This window comes from Paraconexibacter antarcticus (assembly GCF_024220175.1).
GTDB lineage: Bacteria > Actinomycetota > Thermoleophilia > Solirubrobacterales > Solirubrobacteraceae > Paraconexibacter > Paraconexibacter antarcticus.
The window spans coordinates 4,537,610-4,558,654 of the sequence record NZ_CP098502.1 but is presented as its reverse complement, the minus strand read 5'-3'; the positions used below and the strand labels follow the sequence as shown (position 1 = coordinate 4,558,654).

At 74.2% G+C, this 21,045-nt stretch carries 20 protein-coding genes; 9 read left to right on the top strand and 11 right to left on the bottom strand.

All coding sequences use genetic code 11. The features are described 5' to 3' along the window. The first annotated feature begins 23 nt into the window (after positions 1-23). Positions 24-1,283 (top strand): serine--tRNA ligase, encoded by a 1,260-nt coding sequence (gene serS, locus NBH00_RS22375; RefSeq protein WP_254570783.1) that lies wholly within the window; start codon positions 24-26, stop codon positions 1,281-1,283. Between the two features lie 74 nt (positions 1,284-1,357). On the opposite strand, the gene NBH00_RS22370 is transcribed toward serS, so the two are convergent. After that, entirely contained in the window at positions 1,358-1,957 is a 600-nt protein-coding gene (locus NBH00_RS22370) for a hypothetical protein (protein WP_254570782.1), read from the bottom strand. A gap of 111 nt (positions 1,958-2,068) precedes the next feature. On the opposite strand from NBH00_RS22370, the gene NBH00_RS22365 reads away from it, so the two are divergent. The 3 genes from NBH00_RS22365 to NBH00_RS22355 all read left to right on the top strand — a co-directional run bounded on the left by NBH00_RS22365 (position 2,069) and on the right by NBH00_RS22355 (position 5,392). Further along, positions 2,069-2,764, top strand: coding sequence for a response regulator transcription factor (locus tag NBH00_RS22365; RefSeq protein ID WP_254570781.1), 696 nt, complete (start codon positions 2,069-2,071; stop codon positions 2,762-2,764). Next, a complete protein-coding gene (locus tag NBH00_RS22360; RefSeq protein ID WP_254570780.1) occupies positions 2,761-4,125 on the top strand; it encodes a sensor histidine kinase in 1,365 nt (454 codons plus the stop codon). Before NBH00_RS22365 ends, NBH00_RS22360 begins: the two co-directional genes overlap by 4 nt. Positions 4,126-4,198: 73 nt before the next feature. Next, entirely contained in the window at positions 4,199-5,392 is a 1,194-nt protein-coding gene (locus NBH00_RS22355; RefSeq protein ID WP_254570779.1) for a PucR family transcriptional regulator, read from the top strand. A gap of 1 nt (position 5,393) precedes the next feature. Here the strand turns inward: NBH00_RS22355 and NBH00_RS22350 are convergent, their stop codons facing one another. The 4 genes from NBH00_RS22350 to NBH00_RS22335 all read right to left on the bottom strand — a co-directional run bounded on the left by NBH00_RS22350 (position 5,394) and on the right by NBH00_RS22335 (position 9,044). Further along, positions 5,394-6,563, bottom strand: a complete 1,170-nt coding sequence (locus NBH00_RS22350; RefSeq protein WP_254570778.1) for a fatty acid desaturase family protein — start codon at positions 6,561-6,563, stop codon at positions 5,394-5,396. Positions 6,564-6,612: 49 nt separating this feature from the next. Continuing rightward, positions 6,613-7,710: a ferredoxin reductase gene (locus NBH00_RS22345; RefSeq protein ID WP_254570777.1), complete on the bottom strand. Its 1,098-nt coding sequence runs from the start codon at positions 7,708-7,710 to the stop codon at positions 6,613-6,615. A gap of 280 nt (positions 7,711-7,990) precedes the next feature. Then, positions 7,991-8,818: an FkbM family methyltransferase gene (locus tag NBH00_RS22340; protein WP_254570776.1), complete on the bottom strand. Its 828-nt coding sequence runs from the start codon at positions 8,816-8,818 to the stop codon at positions 7,991-7,993. Between the two features lie 31 nt (positions 8,819-8,849). Continuing rightward, on the bottom strand, positions 8,850-9,044 hold the full coding sequence (locus tag NBH00_RS22335) for a hypothetical protein (protein ID WP_254570775.1): 195 nt from the start codon (positions 9,042-9,044) through the stop codon (positions 8,850-8,852). A 59-nt stretch (positions 9,045-9,103) separates the two neighbouring features. Here NBH00_RS22335 and NBH00_RS22330 point away from each other — a divergent pair, with 59 nt between their 5' ends. The 3 genes from NBH00_RS22330 to NBH00_RS22320 all read left to right on the top strand — a co-directional run bounded on the left by NBH00_RS22330 (position 9,104) and on the right by NBH00_RS22320 (position 11,569). Next, entirely contained in the window at positions 9,104-9,955 is an 852-nt protein-coding gene (locus NBH00_RS22330) for a transglutaminase-like domain-containing protein (protein ID WP_254570774.1), read from the top strand. 89 nt (positions 9,956-10,044) lie between these two features. Then, a complete protein-coding gene (locus NBH00_RS22325) occupies positions 10,045-10,746 on the top strand; it encodes a molybdopterin-dependent oxidoreductase (RefSeq protein WP_254570773.1) in 702 nt (233 codons plus the stop codon). Continuing rightward, on the top strand, positions 10,736-11,569 hold the full coding sequence (locus NBH00_RS22320; RefSeq protein WP_254570772.1) for a cytochrome b/b6 domain-containing protein: 834 nt from the start codon (positions 10,736-10,738) through the stop codon (positions 11,567-11,569). Before NBH00_RS22325 ends, NBH00_RS22320 begins: the two co-directional genes overlap by 11 nt. Here the strand turns inward: NBH00_RS22320 and NBH00_RS22315 are convergent. Next, positions 11,478-14,129: a penicillin acylase family protein gene (locus NBH00_RS22315; RefSeq protein WP_254570771.1), complete on the bottom strand. Its 2,652-nt coding sequence runs from the start codon at positions 14,127-14,129 to the stop codon at positions 11,478-11,480. The genes NBH00_RS22320 and NBH00_RS22315 overlap by 92 nt on opposite strands. A 248-nt stretch (positions 14,130-14,377) precedes the next feature. Between NBH00_RS22315 and NBH00_RS22310 the strand changes: the two genes are divergently transcribed. Then, positions 14,378-15,541: a fatty acid desaturase family protein gene (locus NBH00_RS22310; protein ID WP_254570770.1), complete on the top strand. Its 1,164-nt coding sequence runs from the start codon at positions 14,378-14,380 to the stop codon at positions 15,539-15,541. Between the two features lie 66 nt (positions 15,542-15,607). Here the strand turns inward: NBH00_RS22310 and NBH00_RS22305 are convergent, their stop codons facing one another. The 4 genes from NBH00_RS22305 to NBH00_RS22290 are packed head-to-tail and all read right to left on the bottom strand — an operon-like array spanning position 15,608 to position 19,210. Beyond that, positions 15,608-16,066 (bottom strand): GNAT family N-acetyltransferase, encoded by a 459-nt coding sequence (locus tag NBH00_RS22305; protein WP_254570769.1) that lies wholly within the window; start codon positions 16,064-16,066, stop codon positions 15,608-15,610. Continuing rightward, a complete protein-coding gene (locus NBH00_RS22300) occupies positions 16,063-16,728 on the bottom strand; it encodes a lysophospholipid acyltransferase family protein (protein WP_254570768.1) in 666 nt (221 codons plus the stop codon). Before NBH00_RS22300 ends, NBH00_RS22305 begins: the two co-directional genes overlap by 4 nt. A 33-nt stretch (positions 16,729-16,761) precedes the next feature. Next, on the bottom strand, positions 16,762-17,685 hold the full coding sequence (locus NBH00_RS22295; RefSeq protein ID WP_254570767.1) for a TolB-like translocation protein: 924 nt from the start codon (positions 17,683-17,685) through the stop codon (positions 16,762-16,764). Between the two features lie 7 nt (positions 17,686-17,692). Further along, positions 17,693-19,210 carry a flavin-containing monooxygenase gene (locus NBH00_RS22290; RefSeq protein WP_254570766.1) on the bottom strand — a complete coding sequence of 506 codons (1,518 nt, stop codon included), beginning with the start codon at positions 19,208-19,210 and terminating at the stop codon, positions 17,693-17,695. A gap of 138 nt (positions 19,211-19,348) precedes the next feature. Here NBH00_RS22290 and NBH00_RS22285 point away from each other — a divergent pair, with 138 nt between their 5' ends. Beyond that, complete coding sequence (locus tag NBH00_RS22285) at positions 19,349-19,762, top strand: hypothetical protein (RefSeq protein WP_254570765.1); 414 nt, start codon at positions 19,349-19,351, stop codon at positions 19,760-19,762. On the opposite strand, the gene NBH00_RS22280 is transcribed toward NBH00_RS22285, so the two are convergent. Further along, complete coding sequence (locus tag NBH00_RS22280; RefSeq protein WP_254570764.1) at positions 19,759-20,805, bottom strand: SGNH hydrolase domain-containing protein; 1,047 nt, start codon at positions 20,803-20,805, stop codon at positions 19,759-19,761. The two genes, NBH00_RS22285 and NBH00_RS22280, sit on opposite strands and share 4 nt — an antisense overlap. Positions 20,806-21,045 lie beyond the last annotated feature (240 nt).

Sequence of the window (21,045 nt, the reverse complement as noted above, 5' to 3'; positions counted from 1 at the left end):
CGCCCGCGCTACTGTCCGCGCCGATGCTCGACCTGAAGCTGCTGCGGACCGAGACCGACGCCGTGCGGGCCGCCCTGTCGCGCCGCGGCCCCGGGGTCGCGGAGGCGGTCGACGGGGTGCTCGCGCTCGACGAGCGGCGGCGCGCGCTCATCCCCCGGACGGAGGCGCTGAAGGCGGAGCAGAACGCCGCCGGCGGCGCGATCGCGAAGGCCAGGCAGGCGGGCGAGGACGCGGCCGAGGCGATCGCCGCGATGGCGGACGTCAAGGCGCGCGGGCAGGCGCTCGGCGAGGAGCTGACGCAGGTCGAGGTCGAGCTGCAGGCGAAGCTCGCCACGCTCCCGAACCTCCCGGACCCGACCGCCGCGGACACCGACACCGTGCTCCGCGAGGAGGGGACGGTCCGCGAGCTCGGCTTCGAGGCGCGCGACCACCAGGATCTCGCCGGCGACCGCATCGACCTCGAGCGCGGCGCCCGGCTCTCGGGCTCGCGGTTCGCCTACCTCACCGGCGACCTCGTGTTCCTCGAGCTCGCCCTCGTCCGCTGGGCGCTCGACAAGCTGCACGGCCACGGCTTCACGCCCGTCGTCCCGCCGGTCCTCGTCCGGGAGGAGGCGCTCTTCGGCACCGGCATGCTGCCCGACACCGAGCAGCAGATCTACGCGCTGCCGGGCGACGACCTCTACCTCGTCGGGACGAGCGAGGTCGCGCTCGCGTCGCTCCACGCCGGGGAGATCCTCGACGACGAGCAGCTGCCGGTGCTGTACGCGGGCTTCTCGCCGTGCTTCCGCCGCGAGGCCGGCGCGGCGGGCCGCGACACGCGCGGCATCTTCCGCGTCCACCAGTTCGACAAGGTCGAGATGTTCGCGTTCGTCCGTCCGGAGGACTCGCCCGAGTGGCACGACAAGCTGCTCGCGATCGAGGAGGAGATCCTCGCCGAGCTCGGCCTGCCCTACCGCGTCGTGAACATCGCCGTCGACGACCTCGGCGCGAGCGCGGCGAAGAAGTACGACTGCGAGGCCTGGCTGCCCGGGCAGGGGAAGTACCGCGAGCTCACCTCGACGTCGAACACGACGGACTTCCAGGCCCGCCGCCTCGACATCCGCTACCGCCCCGCGGGCTCCAAGAAGCCGCTGACGCTCCACACGCTCAACGGGACCGCCGTCGCGGTCGGCCGCACGATCGTCGCGCTGCTCGAGAACGGCCAGCAGGCGGACGGATCGATCGCCCTCCCGGCGGCGCTCCAGGCCTACGGGCTGCCGGCGTCGCTGCCCGCGGCGGGCTGACCACGCCCCCTCGCGCCGCCGTCGACTGACAGCTGACGCAGGACAGGTCGGCGTGAGCTGTCGGTCGGCGCCGCTCAGGCGCCGGGCTCGAAGAGCGACGGCTGCCACGTCCGGGGCGTCGTGTCCCAGACGTCGCTCGCGCGGGCGAGCATCGTCACGTGCTCGGGCCACGCGGCGAGGCCGGAGCCGCCGCGGAAGTTCACGCGGCCGCTCTCGCTCACCGAGCTGACGACGAGCGAGGAGGGCAGCGGGCGCTGCGCGGGGTCGACGAGGAACGGGATGTCCGCGTCGTCGTCGTGGCGCGGCGGGCGGGCGACGCCGACGAGATCGCCGTGCGCGGGCCGCAGCAGCTCCAGGGCGTCCACCCGTCCGCGGCTGACGAGGACGCCGATGAGCGCCGACGAGACGCGGCGCGTCGCGCGCCACGGCGCCAGGCGCCACTCGTGGCCGAGGTCGTGGAGGTAGGCGAGCTGCCCGGGCGTCGGCGGCAGCGGGCCGTGGAGCGTCAGCGTCTCCGCGAGCGCGTCGAGGAGCAGGGCGGCGGCGACGTCGTGGGGCGTGTCGTCGGGGAGGTCGACGCCGGCGTGCGTGGCGAGCGCGACCTGCTCCGGGGTGGGAGGTCCGTACGACGCGGCCAGGCGCCGCGCCGGCTCACGCCAGTCGGAAAACGGCATCGCCTGGCTGATGCTGACCGCCGCGAGGGGTCACGTCAACCCGCGCGGCGTGCAGACCGCCGCCGGGCGCTCGTTCAGGTGCGGGTCAGGCGTGCCGCGTAGGCTGGTCACGTGACCGGTCGCATCGGCGTATGTGAGGACGATGCCGCGCTGCGCTCCGTCCTCGCACGGGCCCTCGCGGACGAGGGGCACGAGACGCTCGTCGTCGGCACGGGCCGCGAGGCGGTCGCGCGCTTCGTCCCCGGGGCGGTCGACGCGCTCATCCTCGACGTCGGCCTGCCGGACGCCGACGGCCGCGACGTCTGCCAGGCGCTGCGCGCGCACGGCGTCACCGCGCCGGTCCTGTTCCTCACCGCCCGGGACGCCGTCACCGACCGCGTGTCCGGCTTCCGCGCCGGCGGCGACGACTACCTCACGAAGCCGTTCGCGCTCGCCGAGCTCCTCGTACGGGTGCAGGCGCTGCTCAAGCGCTCCCCGCCGGCGGCCGGCGCGGAGCCGCCGGCCGCGACCGAGGCACCGGACGGCGCGTTCGCGCTGCGCCTCGACGCCGCCGCCCACGGGATCCGCTGCGGGGACGCCCACGTGACGCTGACGCCGACCGAGTTCCGCCTGCTCGCCCCGCTCGTCGCGCGCAGCGGGGAGGTCGTCCGCCGCCGCGAGCTCGTCGGCGCCGCCTGGCCCGACGGGGCGATCGTCCACGACAACACCCTCGACGCGTACATCACCCGCCTGCGCCGCAAGCTCCGGGAGGTCGGAGCGCCCACCGAGCTCGCGAACGTGCGCGGCGTCGGCTACGTCCTGCGATGAACCTCACGCCGCCCTCGCGGCTGCAGGCCCGTGTCGCCCTCGCGTCGGTGCTCGCCCTCGCGCTCGGCCTCGGGGTGCTGAGCGTCGCGATCAACCTCATGCTGCGCTCGCAGCTCGAGGACGACGCGACGTCCGTCCTCAAGGCGCGGGCGGCCGCCCAGATCGCGACGATCTCCACGACCGGCGGGAAGGTCGTCGTCCGCGACGGGACGAACGACCAGGTGCTCGACCGGCAGGCGTGGGTCTTCGTCGGCCGCCGGGCGCTCGTCCGTCCCGTCGCGACGGCGGACGTCCAGCGGGCGGCCGATGCGCTCGCGGGGACGACGCACGCGGTCGAGCGCGACGTGGCGGAGGACCGGTTCGCGCTGCGCGCCGAGCCCGTGCGCAACGACGGCCGCGGGCGTCCCATCGCGACCGTCGTCGTCGCCGTCTCCCGCGCCCCGTACGAGCACACCGAGCGGATCGCGCTGTTCGGCTCGCTCGTCCTCGACCTCTTCGTCCTGCTCGCCGTCGGGGGCATCGCCTGGCGCGCGGTCGGCACGGCGCTCCGGCCGGTCGGCGACATGGCGCGCGACGCGGAGGACTGGGGGGAGCACGACCTCGACCGGCGCTTCGACCTCGGGCCGCCGGTCGACGAGCTCACCGGCCTGGCGGCGACCCTCGACGGCCTGCTCGGCCGCATCGCGGCGAGCCGGCGGCACGAGCAGCGCTTCTCCGCCGAGATGGCGCACGAGCTGCGCACGCCGCTCGCCGGGATCCAGGCCGAGGCCGAGCTCGCCGCCCGCCCCGGTCGCCCGGCGGAGGACGTCCGGGCCTCGCTCGCCGCGATCGTCGACGGCACGAAGCGGATGACCGGCGTCATCGACACGCTCATGGCGGTCGCCCGCGGGGAGGTCGCCGGGGCGGACGGCTGCGACGCGCTCGAGGTCATCACCGACGCGCTCGACGGCCTGCCCGCCCACGGGCGCGTCACCGTCCGCGGGCCCTCGGGCGGCGCGTCCGCTCGGCTCGCCGCGGACGCCGACCTCGTCGCGCGGGCGCTGCTCCCGCTCGTCGACAACGCCGTCCGCCACGCCCGCACCCGCGTCGACGTGGCGCTCGCCGTCCGCGGCGGCGTCGCGCGGATCTCCGTCCTCGACGACGGCGACGGGGTGGCGGCCGGCGAGGAGGAGGCGATCTTCGCGCCGGGCTATCAGGGCCGCGCGCCCGCCTCCGCGCCGGGGGCGGGCAACGGCGGGGCCGGGCTCGGCCTCGCGCTCGCACGCCGGCTCGCGCGGACCGCCGGGGGCGACGTCGTCGCCGAGCCGGGGCAGGGCGGGCGCTTCGTCCTCAGCGTGCCGACGCTCGGCGCGCCCGTGTGACCTCGGCGGCGCCCGTGTGACCTCGGCGGCGCCCGGCCCTCCGGCGGGTGCCCGCGCATGGGACGATGGCGCCGTGGCCGACCCGCCCGGAGCACCGCCGCCCGACCGCTCGCCGTGGGCCGCGGTCCCGGCCGACCTCGCCGAGCGCATGCGGCCGCGCATCAGCGGGGCGGTCGAGCTCGTCATCGCCGCCGTCCGCGAGGAGGTCCCCGAGTACGACCAGCCGCTCGAGGGCGCGTTCGGCCGGCTCATCTCGCAGGGGGTCACCGCGGGCCTGGACCAGTTCGTCGGGCTGCTGGGCAAGGACGGCGAGGGCCCGGACGAATCGGTCTACGAGGCGCTCGGGCGGGCCGAGTACCGCGCCGGCCGGACGCTCGACGCGCTGCAGTCGGCCTACCGCGTCGGCGCCCGCGTGTCCTGGCGCGAGGTCGCGGCCTACGCCGAGGAGGAGGGGATGGACGTCGCGACCCTCGGCCGGCTCGCCGAGGCGATCTTCGCGTACATCGACCGGCTCTCGGCCGCCTCGGTGCGCGGCTACTCGCAGGAGCAGTCGCTCCGCGCCGGGTCGCTGCAGACGCGGCGCCAGGCGCTCGTCGAGCTGCTCGTCTCCGGCCCGGTGACCGATCCCGCCGCGGTCGAGGAGGCCGCGCTGGCCGCCGACTGGCCGCTGCCGTCCTCCGTCGCGGTGCTCGCGGTCGGGGACGCCGACCCCGGGGTCATCGCGCGCCGCATGCCGTCCGGCTCGATCGCCGCGGCGCTGCGGCCGGTCGCCGTCCTGCTCGTGCCCGACGCGGGGGCGCCCGGGCGCCGCGCCCAGATCCGTCGTGCCCTGCGCGACCGGCGTGGTGTCCTCGGGCCGGGCGGGCCGTGGGAGGAGGCGCACGTCTCGTTCGCGCGGGCCGTCGCGGCGTGGCCCCTGCACGCCGCCGGCGAGCTCGGGTCCGACAAGCTCGCCTACGCCCGCGACCATCTCCTGCCGCTGCTCCTCGCGGCCGACCGCGAGCTCACGGCCGACCTCGTCGCGCTCCGGCTCGGGCCGCTCGACGGCATGACGGAGGCGGCCTACGCGCGCGCCGTCGCGACGCTCACGGCGTGGCTCGACGCGCACGGGGACGTCGCGGCCGCGGCGGCCGCGCTCCACGTCCATCCGCAGACCGTGCGCTACCGGCTCGGCGGCCTGCAGGAGCGCTTCGGCTCGGTGCTCGAGGACCCGGCCCGCCGCCTCGAGCTCCAGCTCGCGCTGCGGGCCCGGGACCTCGCCGGCTGAGCTACGCGGTGACCGGCTGCGGTGCGGCCGGGCGGGTGGCCGCCGTCGTGGCCGGCACGGGGCTCCCGTTCTGCTTCCCGCCGCCCGGGAAGGCGAGGCGGGTGATCTTGCTCAGCACCTGGAAGTACTGCCGGGGCAGCGGGCCGCTCGTGTACGGGAGGTCGTAGCGCGCGCAGATCTCCCGGACCCGCGGCGACATCTCCTGGTAGCGGTTGGACGGCACGTCCGGGAACAGGTGGTGCTCGATCTGGTGCGACAGGTTGCCCGCCATGATGTGGAAGAGCCTGCCGCCGTCGAGGTTCGCCGAGCCCGCGAGCTGGCGCAGGTACCAGCCACCGCGCGTCTCGTCCTCGAGGTCCTGCTCGGAGTACTCGAACGTCTCCACGCCGTCGGGGAAGTGGCCGCAGAAGATGATCGCGTAGGACCAGAGGTTGCGGCCGAGATTCGCGGTGAGGTTGCCGAGCGCGTTCGGGACGAACGACGGGCCGGACAGCGCCGGGAACAGGAGGTAGTCCTTGAACAGCTGCTTGCGGGCCTTCTTCAGGAACCGCTTGAGGTCGACCTTCGCGACCTCCGGGTCCTTGTTGCCGCGCTTGACGTCGTGGACGCCGACGTCGTGCAGGGCGACGCCCCACTGGAACAGCAGCGCGAGCGCGACGTTGTAGACCGGCTGGGCGAGGTAGACGGGCTTCCACGGCTGGGCCGGGTCGATCCGCATGATCTCGTAGCCGAGGTCGCGGTCCTTGCCGACGACGTTCGTGAACGTGTGGTGCTCGAAGTTGTGGCTGTGCTTCCAGCCCTCGGCGCTCGACACGTTGTCCCACTCCCACGTGGAGGAGTGGATCTCCGGGTCGCGCATCCAGTCCCACTGACCGTGCATGACGTTGTGCCCGATCTCCATGTTCTCGAGGATCTTCGCGACGGTCAGGGCGGTCGTGCCGGCGACCCAGGCGGGCGGGAAGAGGCCGAACTGCAGGGCGCCGCGGCCGGCGACCTCGAGGGCGCGCTGGGTCGCGATGACCTTGCGGATGTAGCGCGCGTCCTGCTCGCCGAGGTCTGAGACGACCTCGTCGCGGATGGCGTCGAGCTCGCGGCCGATCTGCGCGACGTCCTCGGGGGTGAGGTGCGCGAACGGGGTGGGCTTCGGGGTGGTGACGGAATCGGTGTACATGGTGCGGTCTCCTCTGGGTTGAGGTCTGAAAGGTGGGGGCGCGGGGCGCCTAGAGGTCGATCTCGACGTCGCCGGCGGCGGCCGTCGTGCAGGTGCGGACCATGAGGTCGGGGGTGTCGAGCAGCTCGCCGGTGCGCAGGTCGCGCACGGCGCCGGAGCACAGGCGCCCGACGCACGAGTTGCAGATGCCCATGCGGCAGCCGCTGGGGAGCAGGGCGCCGGCGTCCTCGCCGGCGACGAGGATCGGGGTCGATGCGTCGGCGGTGGCGGTCCGCTGCTGCCTGGTGAAGGTCACGGTGCCGCCGGTGCCGGTCACGTTGACCACGACGGGCTTGAAGCGCTCGACGTTGAGCCGCTCGGGCACGCCCGCGGCCTCGAACGCCTCGGTCACGGCGTCGAGCAGGCCGGCGGGGCCGCAGGCCCAGGTCTCGTGCGCCGCCCACTCCGGGAGGAGCTGCTGCAGGCGCGCGGGGGAGAAGACGCCGTGCTCGTCGTCGTGGTGCTCGTGGAGCGTGAAGCCCGGGTGCTGGGCGGCGAGGCGGCGCAGCTCGTCGCCGAAGATGACGTCTCCGCGGTTCGGCGCGAGGTGCACGTGGGTGACGCCGTCGAGCCCGTGGCCGGCCGCGATGAGCGCGCGGAGCATGCCCATCGCGGGGGTGATGCCGCTGCCCGCGGTGAGGAGCAGGACGCGCTCCGGGCGGGCCTCGGGGAGCACGAACTCGCCCGCCGGCGGGCCGAGGCGGACGATCGTCCCGGGGCGCGTGTGGTGGACGAGGTGCTTCGACACGAAGCCGTCCGGCGTCGCCTTGACGGTGATCGCGACGCGGTGGTCGTCGCGGCCGGGGACGCTCGTCAGCGAGTACGTGCGCCAGTGGCGGACGCCGTCGATGTCGACGCCGACGCGCACGTACTGGCCGGGCGTGTGGAGCGGCCAGTCCGGGCCGACCTTCAGCCAGATCGTCGCGCTGTCGGCCGTCTCGGGGAGGACGGCGTCGACGCGGCCGCGCGGCTCGCGGGTCGACCAGAGGGGGTTGATGTACGTGAGGTAGTCGTCCGGGAGCAGCGGCGTGGTGAGCGCGGTGGCGGCGCGCAGGAGCCGGCGGGCGACGGGCCGCTGGGCGGCGGGGCGAGTGGCCGTGATCGACATGGATGGAGCGTACGATCAAGCTCCCGACACGATCTGCCGTCAAAATTCACGACTTGACATCCATTTCCGTGGCATAGGCAACAGAAATCGACGTCACATCGATCCGTGGTGTGCCGCCCGTCACACGACGGCCCATCCGCGCCGACTGACAGCTCACGCAGGACAGGTCTGCGCAGGTTGTCAGTCGGCGCGCGCGGGTGCGCGTCGGCGGGCGCGGGTGGGCGTCGGCGGGCGCGGGTGGGCGCGGGGGCGACGCGTGGGCGCGGGGCGAGCGGGGGGCTCAGCGCGGCCGCGCCACGAGGTACTTGCAGCGCGGGTCCTCGGCCGGCCACGGCCCGTCGAGCGCCTCGAACACATAGCCCGCCTCGCGGAGGACCGGCAGCGCCTCCTCGTGCGTGTCGTGCAGTTCGAGCACGACCACCGGGCGGTGGACGCGGAGGACCTCGGCCGCGCCGCGCAGCACGTCGCCCTCGGAGCCCTCGACGTCGAGCTTGATGACGTCCGGTGGCGGCGCGCCCCCGGCGACGACGTCGTCGAGGGTGACGACGGGCACGTCGATCGTGTCGACGAGGTCGCCCGGGTTGCCGCGGCTGGCCAGGTGCGACCAGCTGCCGTCCGCGACGACGTACAGCGCCTCCGTCCCGGCGGTCAGCGCGACCGCCTGCGCCCGCACCTCGACGCGCCCGGCGAGCGACGAGCGCTGCGCGGCCTCGCGCACGAGCTCGGCGATCGCAGGCACCGGCTCGAAGGCGATGACGCGCCCGCCGTCCCCCGCGAACCGCGCCGCCAGCAGGGCGAAGTAGCCGATGTTCGCGCCGACGTCGTAGACCGTCCCGCCGGGCGGGATCGACCGGCGCAGCGCCTCCTGGACCGGGATCTCGAGCTCGCCGGAGAGGATGAGCTGCGCGTGGGCGTGCCCGGGCTCGACCGCGCGGGCGGGGAACCACAGCCCCTGCGCCGCGCCCGCGAGGACGCACACGCCGCCGCGCTGCATGAGCGGCGTGAGCCGGGCCGCGTGGCGCAGCGGCAGGCGCCGCGCCACGCGCAGCACCGCCGTGCGGTCGCTGCGGCCGTGCCGCGCGACGAGGTCCTCTGACGTGTCGGTCATCGCCGCCATCATCGCGCGGGCGACGCGCGGACTACCGCTTCATCGTCCCCTTCAGCGCCACGAACGAGGCGACGGTCGCGATGAGGAGGAGCAGGAACAGCCCGAATCCGGCGGAGCCGAACACCATGAGCAGGAAGGTGACGCCGGTCGCGAGACCGAGTCCTCCGGTGCTCATCGTGAGGGCAAACGCGCGGGACTCCCGCTGGCGGCGCGTGATGTTGCTCATGCCGACGTTGTACCGGACCCAGGTGTACGCCGCCTAAGCGCGTCTATGGTGGAGCGCAGATGCACGACACCGAGCCGCCGGAGCGCCGACCCACCGACCCCACGCAGGCGCTCCGCCTCACGGTGGGCTGCCACTTCGACGTCGAGGCCGTGCTGCCCACCGCGGCGGTCATGCAGGTGGCCACCTACCCGCAGCCGGGCGTCCAGGTCGAGAGCGAGACGTGGGACACCGGCGCCGACCACCACGGCTACATCGACGGCTACGGCAACCGCTGCGAGCGGATGACGATCCCCGCGGGTCCGTCCCGCCTGAGCTACAGCGCGACCGTCCTCATCACGCACCCCGAGGACGTCCTCGAGCCCGATGTCCGGGAGACGCCGGTGGACGAGCTGCCCGACGACGTCCTCGTCTACACGATGCCGAGCCGCTTCTGCCTGCCCGACGAGCTCGGCCACGAGGCGTGGCAGCGCTTCGGCCACCTGGAGCCGGGCTGGGGGCGCGTGCAGGCGATCGCCGACATGGTCCACGACCACCTCGAGTTCGACCACTTCTCCTCGAACCCGTGGACGACGTCGAAGGACGTGTTCGTCGCCCAGCAGGGCGTGTGCCGCGACTACGCGCACCTGGCGATCACGTTCTGCCGCGCGCTGAACATCCCGGCGCGCTACGTCTTCGGGTACATCCCCGCGATCGGCCCCGGCGCGATCCACGAGGAGATGGACTTCGCCGCCTGGTTCGAGGTGTGGATGGACGGGCGCTGGCACACGTTCGACGCGCGCAACAACACGCCCCGCACCGGCCGCGTCGTCGTCGGCCGCGGGCGCGACGCGGTCGATGTCGCGCTCATCACCTCCTACGGGCCGCTGACCTTCCGCCACCTCACGGTCATCGCGGAGGAGCCGGCCGCCTGAGCTCGCCAGGGCGGCCCCTCCGGCCCCCGCCCGCCCCGCCGTCACCGTTCCGTAAGGGCGCGCCCAGCCGGCGGTGCCATCCTCGTGGGATGGCCGACACGGCGCCCACGGACGGGGAGGACGGCCGGCCCCTCGGCCGGCGGGCGTTCCTCGGCCTCGTCGCCGGCGGCCTGAGCTCGCTCGCCTGGGGCGGGCAGGCGCTCGACCTCGCCTCCCAGGCCACGCGCGTCCTGCCCGAGAGCGTCCGCGCGGCGATCCCGTTCGGGCAGGGCTGGCGGATCTACGCCGTCAACCCGCCGTACCCGGCGTTCGACCGCGCGACGTGGCGGCTGCGGATCGACGGCCTCGTCGAGCGCCCGGTGACGCTGACCTACGCGCAGCTGCTCGCGCTCCCGCAGGCCTCGCAGAAGACCGACTTCCACTGCGTGACCGGCTGGTCGGTCGACGGTGTGCGCTGGCGGGGCGTCCGCTTCCGCGACCTCTTCGCCCTCGCGAGCCCGCTGCCGTCCGCGCGGGCGATCGACTTCGTCTCGATGGAGGCGCCGTACGTCGACTCGCTGACGCTCGGACAGGCGCTGGCCCCGGACGCGATGCTCGCCCACGCGATGGACGGCCGGCCGCTGGCCCGCAAGCACGGCGCGCCCGCGCGGCTCGTCATGCCGCAGATGTACGGGTACAAGGGCGTGAAGTGGGTGCAGCGGCTGACGTTCACGTCCGGCGTCAACGACGGCTACTGGGAGCAGCGCGGGTACGACCGCGACGCCTGGGTCGGGGGCTCCAATGGCCGCTGACGCGCGCGTGCACCGCTTCGGGCGGACCGAGCGCGTCCTGCACCGCGCCTTCGCGGGCTGCTTCCTCGCCATGCTCGCGACGGGGCTCGTCCTCTACCTTCCGTTCCTCGCGCAGATCGTCTCGGCGCGGCCGCAGGTGAAGGCCGTCCATCTCGTGGCGGCGGTCGGCTGGGTGGCGACGATGCTGCTCGTCCCGCTCCTCGGGGACCGGCGCGCGCTGCGCGCCGCCCGCCGTCAGCTCGAGCGCTTCGACGAGGACGACCTCGCGTGGCTGCGCGCCCGCGGCACCGACCGCCGCATCCCGCAGGGACGCTTCAACGCCGGGCAGAAGGTCCACGCCGTCGCGCAGGCGGCGCTGACCGTCCTGTTCCTCGTGTCCGGCACGCTGCTGTGGCTCGGGGAACGCCACACGCAGCTGCGCCTCGGCGGGACGATCGCCCTCCATGACGTGAGCATGCTCGTCGGCGGCCTCTTCGTCGCCGGGCACGTCTTCATGGCCTTCGCGCCCGAGACGCGCGCCGCCCGCGAGGGGATGCGCCACGGGACCGTCCCGCGGAGCTACGCCCGCGCCCACCACGCGAAGTGGGCGGCGACGGCGGTCGACCCGCCCGTGCCGCCCGCCCGGCCGGCGGCGCCGCGGCTCGCGGCCGCGGCGCTCGTCGCGGTGCTCGCGCTGACGGGTGCCGCGCTGCTCGTGCGCGACACCCTCGGCCCGTCGGCGCGCCGGCCGCCTAGCGCGGCAGCCGCTGCGTCAGCGTCACGACCTGCTGGAACGTCGGCCGGTTCTGGAACGGGAACGGCGGCTGCGAGATCGCCCCGGTGATCGTCGACCGATTCTGGTCGAAGCACGCCGGGTCGGGCGTCTTCGCGCAGTCGCCGCGCCCGTACAGCTGCGCGGCCGTCACGGTCAGCGCGTCCTTCAGCGACGCGCGCAGCGCCCTGCGGCACCCGGCCGCCGTCCCGCCGCCGCAGTACCGCAGCGACCAGCGGCCCTTGACCGTCCTCGGCGAGAAGATGTCGCGCAGGTCCTTGTTGACGAAGGCGAACCAGCCGTCGTCGTAGTCGGGGGCCTTCGGGTCGCCGCCGGGCGGGGTGGAGGACGGCGCGACGAGGCCGCGCAGCGCCTTGTCGGCCGCGGGCCCGATGCGGTCGGAGATGACGACCTGCGACAGGCGCGGCCACCACGCGTCCATGAGCGTGATCGCCGGCGTGTCCTCGTCCTTGCCGTTCTTGTCGAGGTCACGGCGATGGGCTCCGCCCGCGGTCCAGTCGCCGAGCAGCTTCAGCGCGGCCTTCAGCGCCGGGTCGCTCGGGTTGCCGATCGCCTTCTTGAGGATCGGGAAGTCCGCGACGGCCTCGAGGTCCTGGCTGGCGGGCTCCTCCATCGCCTGCACGAGCTGGGCGATCGTCGCCTTCTTCCCGCCCGCGTACGTCGCCCGCACGCGCGCGTCGATCATCTGCGAGCGGAAGACCGGCCCGTAGGTGAACTTGTCGTCGGCGGCGGCGAACCCGGGCGCCTGCTTGTTGTTCCACGAGACGAGCGAGTCGGGGTTCACCGCGTGCGGGCGCTGGTTGTAGCCGACGGTCTTCTCGGTCCGGTCGGCCGGGTCGAAGCCCTGCCAGTCGTACGCGCCGGTGCCGAACACCGGGAAGTCCGGCGACGTCCCCTTCGCCCGCACCGGCAGCGCGCCGGAGAGCTGGTAGGCGATGTTGTCGCCGTCGATGTACGCCCAGTTGAAGAGGAACGAGATGCCGTCGACGGCCCTGCGGAACGACGCGGGCCCCGTGACGTAGCCCGGGTCGTTCAGCCGCGAGAAGCCGATCGCCGAGTCCGCCTCGTGGCCGTACGTCGTGCGCGCCGAGGCGAAGGCGACCTTCTTGCCGCGGACCGTGCCGCGCGCGGTGACGATGCCGTGGACCGTGCGGTAGGAGGTCAGGGTCTCCGAGCCGGGCGGCGTGTGGTCGCTCGCGTTCGGGATCCAGCTGTTCGTGCGCTGGAGCTTGTCCATCGCGAGGCACTTGCCCTTGTAGAGGTAGTGCACGTCGTCCTGGCAGAGGACCTCGGCGAACGTGTCGACGTTGTCGCTCGTCGCGGTCGTCGCCGACCACGCGTAGTCACGGCCGTGGCCGAGGAGGACGTACAGGTTCGCGCCCGCGAAGGCCGCGCCCTGGGCGTCGATCCCCGGGCCGTGGAGGTCCTCCTCCATGAGGATCTGCGGGATGTAGTAGCCGACCTGCGGGCCGAGGACGCCGAGCGGGTGGCCGGTCGCCGAGTGGCGGGCGGCGATGAGCTCCCAGTTCGAGGCGTGGGGGTGGGCGCGGAAGCTGCGCAGGAGGCGGGCGCCGAGGTCGGCGGCGCCGGCCCGGGCCTGGGCCGCGGTGATCGGCGGGCCGACCTCCGCGTCCTTCACCGAGCCGGGGTCGGGCATGGCGAGGCCCCGCTTCGAGAAGGCGCTCGCCGTCTCGTAGGGGAAGCGCCGCGCGACGGTCGTCGGCGCCTCGGGGTCGTTCTTCGAGCGCAGGTCGCTCCACGCCTTGCGGCCCTTCGCCTTGCCGAAGCGCTGCTCGAGCGAGCGCTCGAGGAGCGCGGACTTCACCTCCGACCCGCCGCCCTTGCCGAAGATGCCGCCGACGAGCGAGGCGGTCGCGAGCACGTCCTCGACCTTCCACGGCTCGAGTGTCTTGCCGAGCAGCGTGTACTCGGCGGGGAGCTTCGCCCGGCCGGACTTCGCGTCCGCGATGTAGGCGTTGATGCCGTCGACGTAGGCCGTGGCGTCCGCGATGAGCGCGGCGCCCTCGGCCCCGTACAGGCGCGGGGCGTTGACGATCTGCTCGTGCAGGTCCGCCTCGGTGTAGGGCGCGAGGCCCCACTGCACGCGGTCCATCTGGCGGTTGCCCGCCGAGCCGCCGACGAACGAGGAGAGCTCCGCGTAGCCGGTGTGGCGCAGGACGTCCATGAGGAAGAGGCGGTCCTGCGCGCCCGCGTACCCCGCGCCGAACTCCGTGTCGGCCCGCGTGTCGCCGTACACGTGGGGGACGCCGTAGGCCTTGTCGCGGAGGATCGTCACGCCCGCGCGCGGCGAGATCGACGACGCGACGTCCCCGTCCCTGACGCCGAACGTCGCGTCCTTGAAGTAGTCGGGGACCTGCGCGTCGGTGAGCGTCGGGGACGCGTACTCGAGGTCGCGGTAGAGCGGCAGCTGATCCATCGAGTGCGCCGGCCGCGTGCCGGCGAGCGTGAACGCGGCGAAGTCCGCGAGGTCGTTCGTCCCCGCCGTGCCCGGCGGCAGGACGTTGCGGAAGCCGCCCGCGTCGTTCGTCCCGTACGGCGTGACCGCCGCGCTCGCCGTGTGCGCGCCGACCGCCGCGACCACGAGTGTCATCGCCGACGCCATCCCGGCGCGGGCGATCCGTCCCCATCCTCCATGACCCATGACGGCGACCCTATCCGATGAACTGGCCAGCGGGCCAGTTTGGCGTCGGGGCGCTCCGGGCGCGGGCGCCGACCCCCCCGAGCGTCGGTCGCGGGGGAGATATTTAGCTTCGGTCCGTAGGGTTGCCGCTGCGCGTGCGCCGGCAGGGATCGAGTGTGCGACGTGACCCCGCCCGACCCGATCGACGAGACCACGCCATGAGCACCGCCTCCGCTGACCCCATGCAGCACCTGACGCCTGCCGACCTCGACGCAATCGCGCTCGAGCTCGACGCCATCGCCGACCGCGTGCGCGCCGACCTCGGCGAGCGCGACGCGCGCTACATCCGCCGTGTCATCGCCGCGCAGCGCGCGCTCGAGGTCGCCGGGCGCGGCCTCCTCGTCCTCTCGCGCAAGCGGCCCGCCCTCGTGCTCGGCACCGCGGTCCTCGCCGTCGCCAAGGCGATCGAGAACATGGAGATCGGCCACAACGTCATGCACGGCCAGTACGACTGGATGCGCGACCCGGCCATCCACTCGTCGAGCTGGGACTGGGACGCCGTCTCAACCGCAAGGTCGTGGAAGTACTCGCACAACTACCAGCACCACACGTACACGAACGTCGTCGGGAAGGACCGCGACCTCGGCTACTCGGCGATGCGCGTCGACCCCGAGCAGCCGTGGCACCCGATCTATCTCCTGCAGCCCGTCTACGGGATGCTCATGGCGGCGACCTTCGAGTGGGGCATCGCGCTCTACGACATGGAGCTCGACGCCGTCCGCCGCGGCGAGAAGACGAAGGAGCAGGCCCGCGAGGAGGTCGTCGCCTTCCTGCGCAAGGCCGGGCAGCAGATGACGAAGGACTACCTCGTCTTCCCGGCGCTCGCCGGGCGCAAGGGCTTCAGGAAGGCCGTGATCGGCAACGCGATCGCGAACGTCGCGCGCTCCACCTGGGTCCACACGATCGTCTTCATGGGCCACATCCCGGAGGGCGCGCACACCTTCACCGAGGACCAGCTCGACGGCGAGAGCCGCGGCGCCTGGTACGTCCGCCAGCTCCTCGGCTCGTGCAACCTCGAGGGGACGCCGCTCTTCCACCTCATGACGGGCAACCTCTCCCACCAGATCGAGCACCACCTCTTCCCGGACCTCCCGGCGAGCCGCTACGCCGAGATCGCCCCGGAGGTCCGCGCCGTCTGCGCGCGCTACGGCCTGCCGTACCTCTCGGGCCGCCTCGGCAGGCAGTACCGCTCGGTCGGCAAGAAGATCCTCCGCCTCTCGTTCCCGGGCGGGGCGAGCGTCGCGAAGGTCGCCCCGACGGTGCCGCCGCTGCCGCGCGAGGACGCGGCCGCCGCCGAGCCGCCGGTGCCGATCGCGGCCTAGGGCCCCAGGGGACCGCGGCGTGCGGCCGGAACACGCTCATGAGCGTGACTGGGCCGCACGCCGCGCTCAGAGGGCCCGCGCCAGCTGGTGCGCGGGCCCGAAGGCGGTCGGGACCTCGCCGACGGGGCGGAAGCCCGCCCGCTCGTAGAACCCGACCGCGCCCGGGCCGGAGACGACGAACAGCTCGCGCGCGCCCGCCGCGCGCACGCGCGCCGCGACGTCCTCGAGCAGGCGCCGGCCGAGTCCGCGGCCGTGGAGGACGGGCTCGACGAAGAGCGCGTCGAGCTCGCACTCCCCTTCGGTGACCGGGAGGACGAGCGCGAAGCCGAGCGGCGTGTCGTCCGGCGCGGCGGCGACGCGGACGCGGCGCTCGCGGACGGCGTCGAGCGGGACGGCGACCGCCTCCGGATGCGCCTCGAGGATCGCGCGGTCCTCCTCCCAGACCATCGCGGCCCGGCGCTGCAGCTCGGTGAGGACGCCGACCTCCTCCGGGCGCCCGTCGCGCAGCCGGACCTCCGTGCTCACGGAGCGTCGGCCTTCCGCCCGGGCCTGCGCCCCGCGGCGACGACCGGCGCCTTCGCACGGACCTCGTCGAGCAGCCGCTGGGCGAACGCCTTCTGGCTCTCGCCCTCCTGCAGCCCGCCGCCGGCGGGACGGAAGAACTCGACGCGGATGCGCGGCCGCGTGAACGGGCCGCGCACGAGGTCGACGGTCCCGGTGACCGCGACGCAGACGACCTCCGCCTCGGGCACGTTCGCCGCGAGGCGGCCGATGCCGCTGCGGGCGCGCAGCGGCCCCCCGCGGCTCAGCGTCCCCTCGGGGAAGATGCCGATGCACGCGCCGTCGCGGAGGATCTCCGTCGCCCGGTCGAGGGCGCCGACGTCCCCCGCGCCACGCTCGATGGGGATCTGGCCCATCCCGTCGAGGATGTGGCGCAGGCCGGGACGCTTCCACATCGACGCCTTGGCGAGCGCGCAGATCTGGCGGCGGGACTTGCCGGCGACACCGATCGCGACGGGGTCCCAGTGGCTGTCGTGGTTGCCGCAGATGAGGACCGGGACGCCGACCGGCAGCTCGTCGAGCCCCACGACCTCGAGCCGTCCCCACCAGCGGATCGCCGGGGCGCAGGCGGTCATCGCGAAGCGGTACGTCTTCGACAGCGGTTCGTGCTCGTGCGTGGTGGCCACGTCAGGACCCTACGAGAGGACTCGCCGGTCGGCTCAGCCGGCGCGGCGCAGCCACGCGAGCGAGAGGGTCGACAGCGGGCTCACGAGGACGGGGCGGGGCGTCCCCGACGAGGCGGCGTAGAACGTCCCCGCCGGCGTGCTGAACGCGATGCGCCCGCCGCCCGGCGCCCACGCGACGGCGTACGCCGCGCGCTGGACGAGCGCCGGGATCGACGGCCCGCTCAGGCGCACGCGGTAGGCGGCCGTGCGCACCGCGCCGTCCGGGGACGGCCGCGCCGGGTCGGGGTCGCCGGTGAAGGCCGCCCCGTCGCCGCCCGGCGACAGCGCGAGGGTCACGACGCACGGCCGGCCGGGGGTGCGTCCCGCGGGGTAGACGGCCGCGTCGGCCGCGCCGTCGGCCCGGACACGGCGCAGCGACGCGCAGCCCACCTGCGTGCCGGCGCTTGGGGCGCCGGCGTACACGAGGGAGCCGCCGTCTGGCGTGAACCGCAGGTCGTAGACGAAGCGCGTGCGCGTGCGCAGACGGCGCAGGTCGCGGCCGTCAACCCGCGCGAGGTACGGGAAGAGGTGGCCGGGATACGGCTCGGCGTTGCGGAACGCGGTGAGCGCGAGCGTGCGCCCGTCGGGCGAGATGTCGAGGGAGTGCACGACGATGCCGCCGAACGCGAAGCGGCGGATGACCCGGCCGCCGGGCGTCGTGATCGTCACGTCCCCGCCCGCCCCGCTGGAGAGGGCGACGAGCCCGCCGCCGCGCGAGGTCCCGACGATCGAGACGCCGGGCCCGGCGGCGCGGCGCGCGCTGCCGCCCCCGACCGGCTGCAGCACGAACTGCCCGCCGGTGGCCAGCGCGAGGCTGCCGTCGCGGGCGGTCGCCGCATCCGCGACCGGCGCGCCGACGGCGCCGGCCCCGGCGAGGGCCGCCGCCGCCACGAACCCGGTCAGCCGGCGGCGCGGCACGCGCGCGTCAGCCCGGCTCGCCCGCGCCGACGGTCGCGCCGGCCTGGACGTGCTCGTCCCCGTCGGCGCGCAGGAGGACGAACTGGCTCGCGTCGAGCGTCCGCGTGCGCTCCTCGTACTCGCGCATGTAGCCCGGCCAGTTCGCGACGATCCGCCCGTCGTCGGTGCGGTACCAGGAGTCGCAGGCGGTCCACGCCGTCCCCGCGAAGCGCGCCTGGACCTCGCGGTCGCTCGCGGCCTCGACCTCGGGCCGCACGTCGATCGCCTGCGCGCCGGCGTGGCGGACGTGCTCCAGCGCCTGCCGGATGTAGCGCGCCTGCGCCTCGAGGTAGACGATGATCGAGCCGCCGGAGGTGTTCGTGTTCGGCCCGTACATGACGAACAGCGACGGGTAGCCCGGGACGCTCAGGCCGAGGTGCGCGTGCGCCCCGTCGGCCCAGTCGGTGGCGAGATCGCGGCCCCCGACGCCGGTCACCCGCATCGGGAACATGAAGTCGGTCGTCCGGAAGCCGGTGCCGTAGATGACGCAGTCGACCTCGTGCAGGCGGCCGTCGTCGGTCCGCACGCCCTCGGGCTCGAGGCCGGTGACGCGGTCGGTCACGAGCTCGACGTTGGGCCGCTGCAGCGCCGGCAGCCACTTCGAGCTGAACAGGACGCGCTTGCACCCGAACGTGTAGTCCGGCCACGCCTTGCGCCGCACCTCGGGGTCGCGCAGCTGCCAGCGCATGAAGGCGGCGCTGCGCGCGGCGCCGATGCGGCCCCACGTCTTCGGATGGCGGATCGCGAGCGTCAGCACCTCGCCGTAGTGGTAGAGGTAGCGCCGCCGCGCGGCCTGCAGGCCGGGGACGTACCGGATCGCCGCGGCGACAGCCTTCGGGTAGCGGCGGTTCCTGCGCGGCAGGAACCAGTTGCCCGAGCGCTGGAAGACCGACAGCCGGCCCGCGACCTCCGCGATCTCGGGGACGAACTGCACCGCGCTCGCACCGCTCCCGATGACCGCGATGCGCTTGCCGCGCAGGTCGTAGTCGTGGTCCCACCCGGCCGAGTGGAAGCTGTGGCCGGCGAACGTCTCGACGCCCGCGATCCGCGGGTAGGCGGGCTGGTGCAGCTGCCCGGTCGCGATGACGACGGCGGAGGCCTCGTAGGTCGGACCGTCCTCGGTCGTGACCGACCAGCGGCGGGCGGCGTCGTCCCAGCTCACCGCGGTGACCGTCGTGTCGGTCACGATCTGCCGGTCGACGCCGTGCTCGCGGGCGACCTCGTGGATGTAGTCGAGGATCTCGCTCTGCGGCGAGCACAGCCGCTTCCAGTCGCGCCGCGTGGCGAACGAGTACGAGTACAGGTGGCTCGGGACGTCGCACGCCGCGCCCGGGTAGCTGTTGTGGAACCAGGTGCCGCCGGACTGCGGGGCCTTCTCGAGGAGCTTGACGTCCCGGAAGCCGTGTTGCCCGAGCTCGATCGCGGCCGCGATCCCCCCGAAGCCCGCACCGACGATGACGACCTCTGCCTGAACGCTCGCGGACACGCGCTCAGGGTACCGGCGGACGCGCCGTCAGGCGGGGCGCGGGGGCCGTGCGCCACGTGACCGGCTTCGTGAGACGTTCGTGAGATGTGTAACCCGCACCGCATCGAAGCGGTTTACCTCACTGTTACGTTCCCGAAGATGCCCCGATCCAAGGAGTTCCACCTGATGCTCAGCCGCCTCCCGCGCGCGCGGTCCCTCGCCGTCGCCGCCTGTATCGCGGGCGCCGTCCCGGTCCTCGCGGCCGACACGGCGGCCACCGCCAGCCCCGTGACCGCCTCGGCCGCCGCCAGCTGCAAGACGCCGAAGTACCCGGGCGTCGGCTACTACACGTCGCTGAAGGTCTCGCACGTCAGCTGCAGGACGGGCACGAAGGTCATGAAGGACCACTACCGGTGCCGCACCCGGCACGGCAAGACCGGCACGTGCTCACGCGTCGACGGCTACAAGTGCACCGAGAAGCGCGTCAAGAGCGCCATCGAGTACGACGCCCGCGTCACCTGCACGCGCGGCAGCAAGAAGGTCGTCTACACCTACCAGCAGGACATCTCCTAGCCGGTCCTCGACGGCGCCGCGCCCGGATCCGGCTTCGGCCGGAAGGGCGCGAGCGCCTCGATCGCGCGCTGCAGGTACGGGCCCAGCGTCTCGCCGTAGACCCGCGTGATGTGCCCCGGGTCCTTGAAGACGAGCGCGCCGCCGATGACCGGCGGGCAGGAGCGCGCGGAGCAGAAGTACGAGGTCATGTCGATCGCGAGGTAGCGGCTGGAGTGCAGTCGCCGGACCGCCTCGACCGCCGGGTCCGGCTTGATCGCGAAGCTCCGCGGGATCGCGCAGGCCGCGCCGGCGCGCTCCTTCTTGTGGAGGGCGTTCGTGACGCAGTCGGCCGTGTTGCCCGTCGCGCGCGGCGTGTCCTTGATGACCACGACGTGCTTGACCGTGCTCGGCAGCGCGCGCCACTGGTTCATGTAGCCGCGGACCTTCGCCTCGAACTGGCCGCGGTGCCTCGAGTCCTTCACGCGCACCTGGATGTGCTCGGAGGTGAAGACCGTCGAGACCTCCCTGTGGCGGCGGAACCACGCCTGCACCTGCGGGTTCCACTTCACGCACGCGCGCGCCGTCGCCTTGTCGAGGACGGGGGTCGTCGTGGAGAACGGGCAGCTCGAGCGGGTGAGGGAGACGCCGGCCCACTCCTCGCTGCGGGCGACCGGGTCCAGCGCGGCGCGCCAGTGGGTCGCGTGGCTGTCGCCGACGAGGGCGACGGTCGTGTCGGCGCGGGCCGCCTCCGGCGGGACGAACCCGAACGTGCAGACGAACGGCCGCGCCTTTGTGACGACCGGGGTGCACTCGGCGTTCGGCTCGATGACGGCGTCGTCGGGCGTCGGGAGGACCTTGTAGCGGAGCTGCGCGTTGCTGCAGGGGTGCTGGTGGTCACGGGCGGCCGCGCCGAAGCACGGGGGATTCGTCGCGGCACTGGGGAGCGTCGTGGTCGTCACCTGGCCGGACGCCTGGCCGACCGCGACCGCCACGGTGAAGGCGACACCGCAGACCGCGACCGCGCGCCCGTCCCGCCGTGCGAGGCGCGCCCCTGCCGCCGCCATGCGCCCAAGTCGAGAAGCCGTCATGTGTGCTGAAACGCTACAAGACGCTCCGGAGTACCGGTCCGCCTGCGCACAGTGCCGCGCCGGGGCGCCATCCGGCCACGGGCGCGACCGCGTGGGGGACTCGCAGCGGCGGGTCGCTTCTCTATCATCCGCCGCTGGCCAGGGGGCGCCCGAGCACGTCGTGTGCCGCTGTGTCCGCCCTCGGCGTGCGCCCGCCGCCCGCACGTCCGCCGTCCC

Coding starts and splice junctions, on each gene's coding strand:
- serS (WP_254570783.1), top strand. CDS start 24: ATGCTCGACCTGAAGCTGCTGCGGACCGAGACCGACGCCGTGCGGGCC.
- NBH00_RS22370 (WP_254570782.1), bottom strand. CDS start 1,957: ATGCCGTTTTCCGACTGGCGTGAGCCGGCGCGGCGCCTGGCCGCGTCG.
- NBH00_RS22360 (WP_254570780.1), top strand. CDS start 2,761: ATGAACCTCACGCCGCCCTCGCGGCTGCAGGCCCGTGTCGCCCTCGCG.
- NBH00_RS22350 (WP_254570778.1), bottom strand. CDS start 6,563: ATGTACACCGATTCCGTCACCACCCCGAAGCCCACCCCGTTCGCGCAC.
- NBH00_RS22345 (WP_254570777.1), bottom strand. CDS start 7,710: ATGTCGATCACGGCCACTCGCCCCGCCGCCCAGCGGCCCGTCGCCCGC.
- NBH00_RS22340 (WP_254570776.1), bottom strand. CDS start 8,818: ATGACCGACACGTCAGAGGACCTCGTCGCGCGGCACGGCCGCAGCGAC.
- NBH00_RS22335 (WP_254570775.1), bottom strand. CDS start 9,044: ATGAGCAACATCACGCGCCGCCAGCGGGAGTCCCGCGCGTTTGCCCTC.
- NBH00_RS22330 (WP_254570774.1), top strand. CDS start 9,104: ATGCACGACACCGAGCCGCCGGAGCGCCGACCCACCGACCCCACGCAG.
- NBH00_RS22325 (WP_254570773.1), top strand. CDS start 10,045: ATGGCCGACACGGCGCCCACGGACGGGGAGGACGGCCGGCCCCTCGGC.
- NBH00_RS22320 (WP_254570772.1), top strand. CDS start 10,736: ATGGCCGCTGACGCGCGCGTGCACCGCTTCGGGCGGACCGAGCGCGTC.
- NBH00_RS22315 (WP_254570771.1), bottom strand. CDS start 14,129: ATGACACTCGTGGTCGCGGCGGTCGGCGCGCACACGGCGAGCGCGGCG.
- NBH00_RS22310 (WP_254570770.1), top strand. CDS start 14,378: ATGAGCACCGCCTCCGCTGACCCCATGCAGCACCTGACGCCTGCCGAC.
- NBH00_RS22285 (WP_254570765.1), top strand. CDS start 19,349: ATGCCCCGATCCAAGGAGTTCCACCTGATGCTCAGCCGCCTCCCGCGC.
- NBH00_RS22280 (WP_254570764.1), bottom strand. CDS start 20,805: ATGGCGGCGGCAGGGGCGCGCCTCGCACGGCGGGACGGGCGCGCGGTC.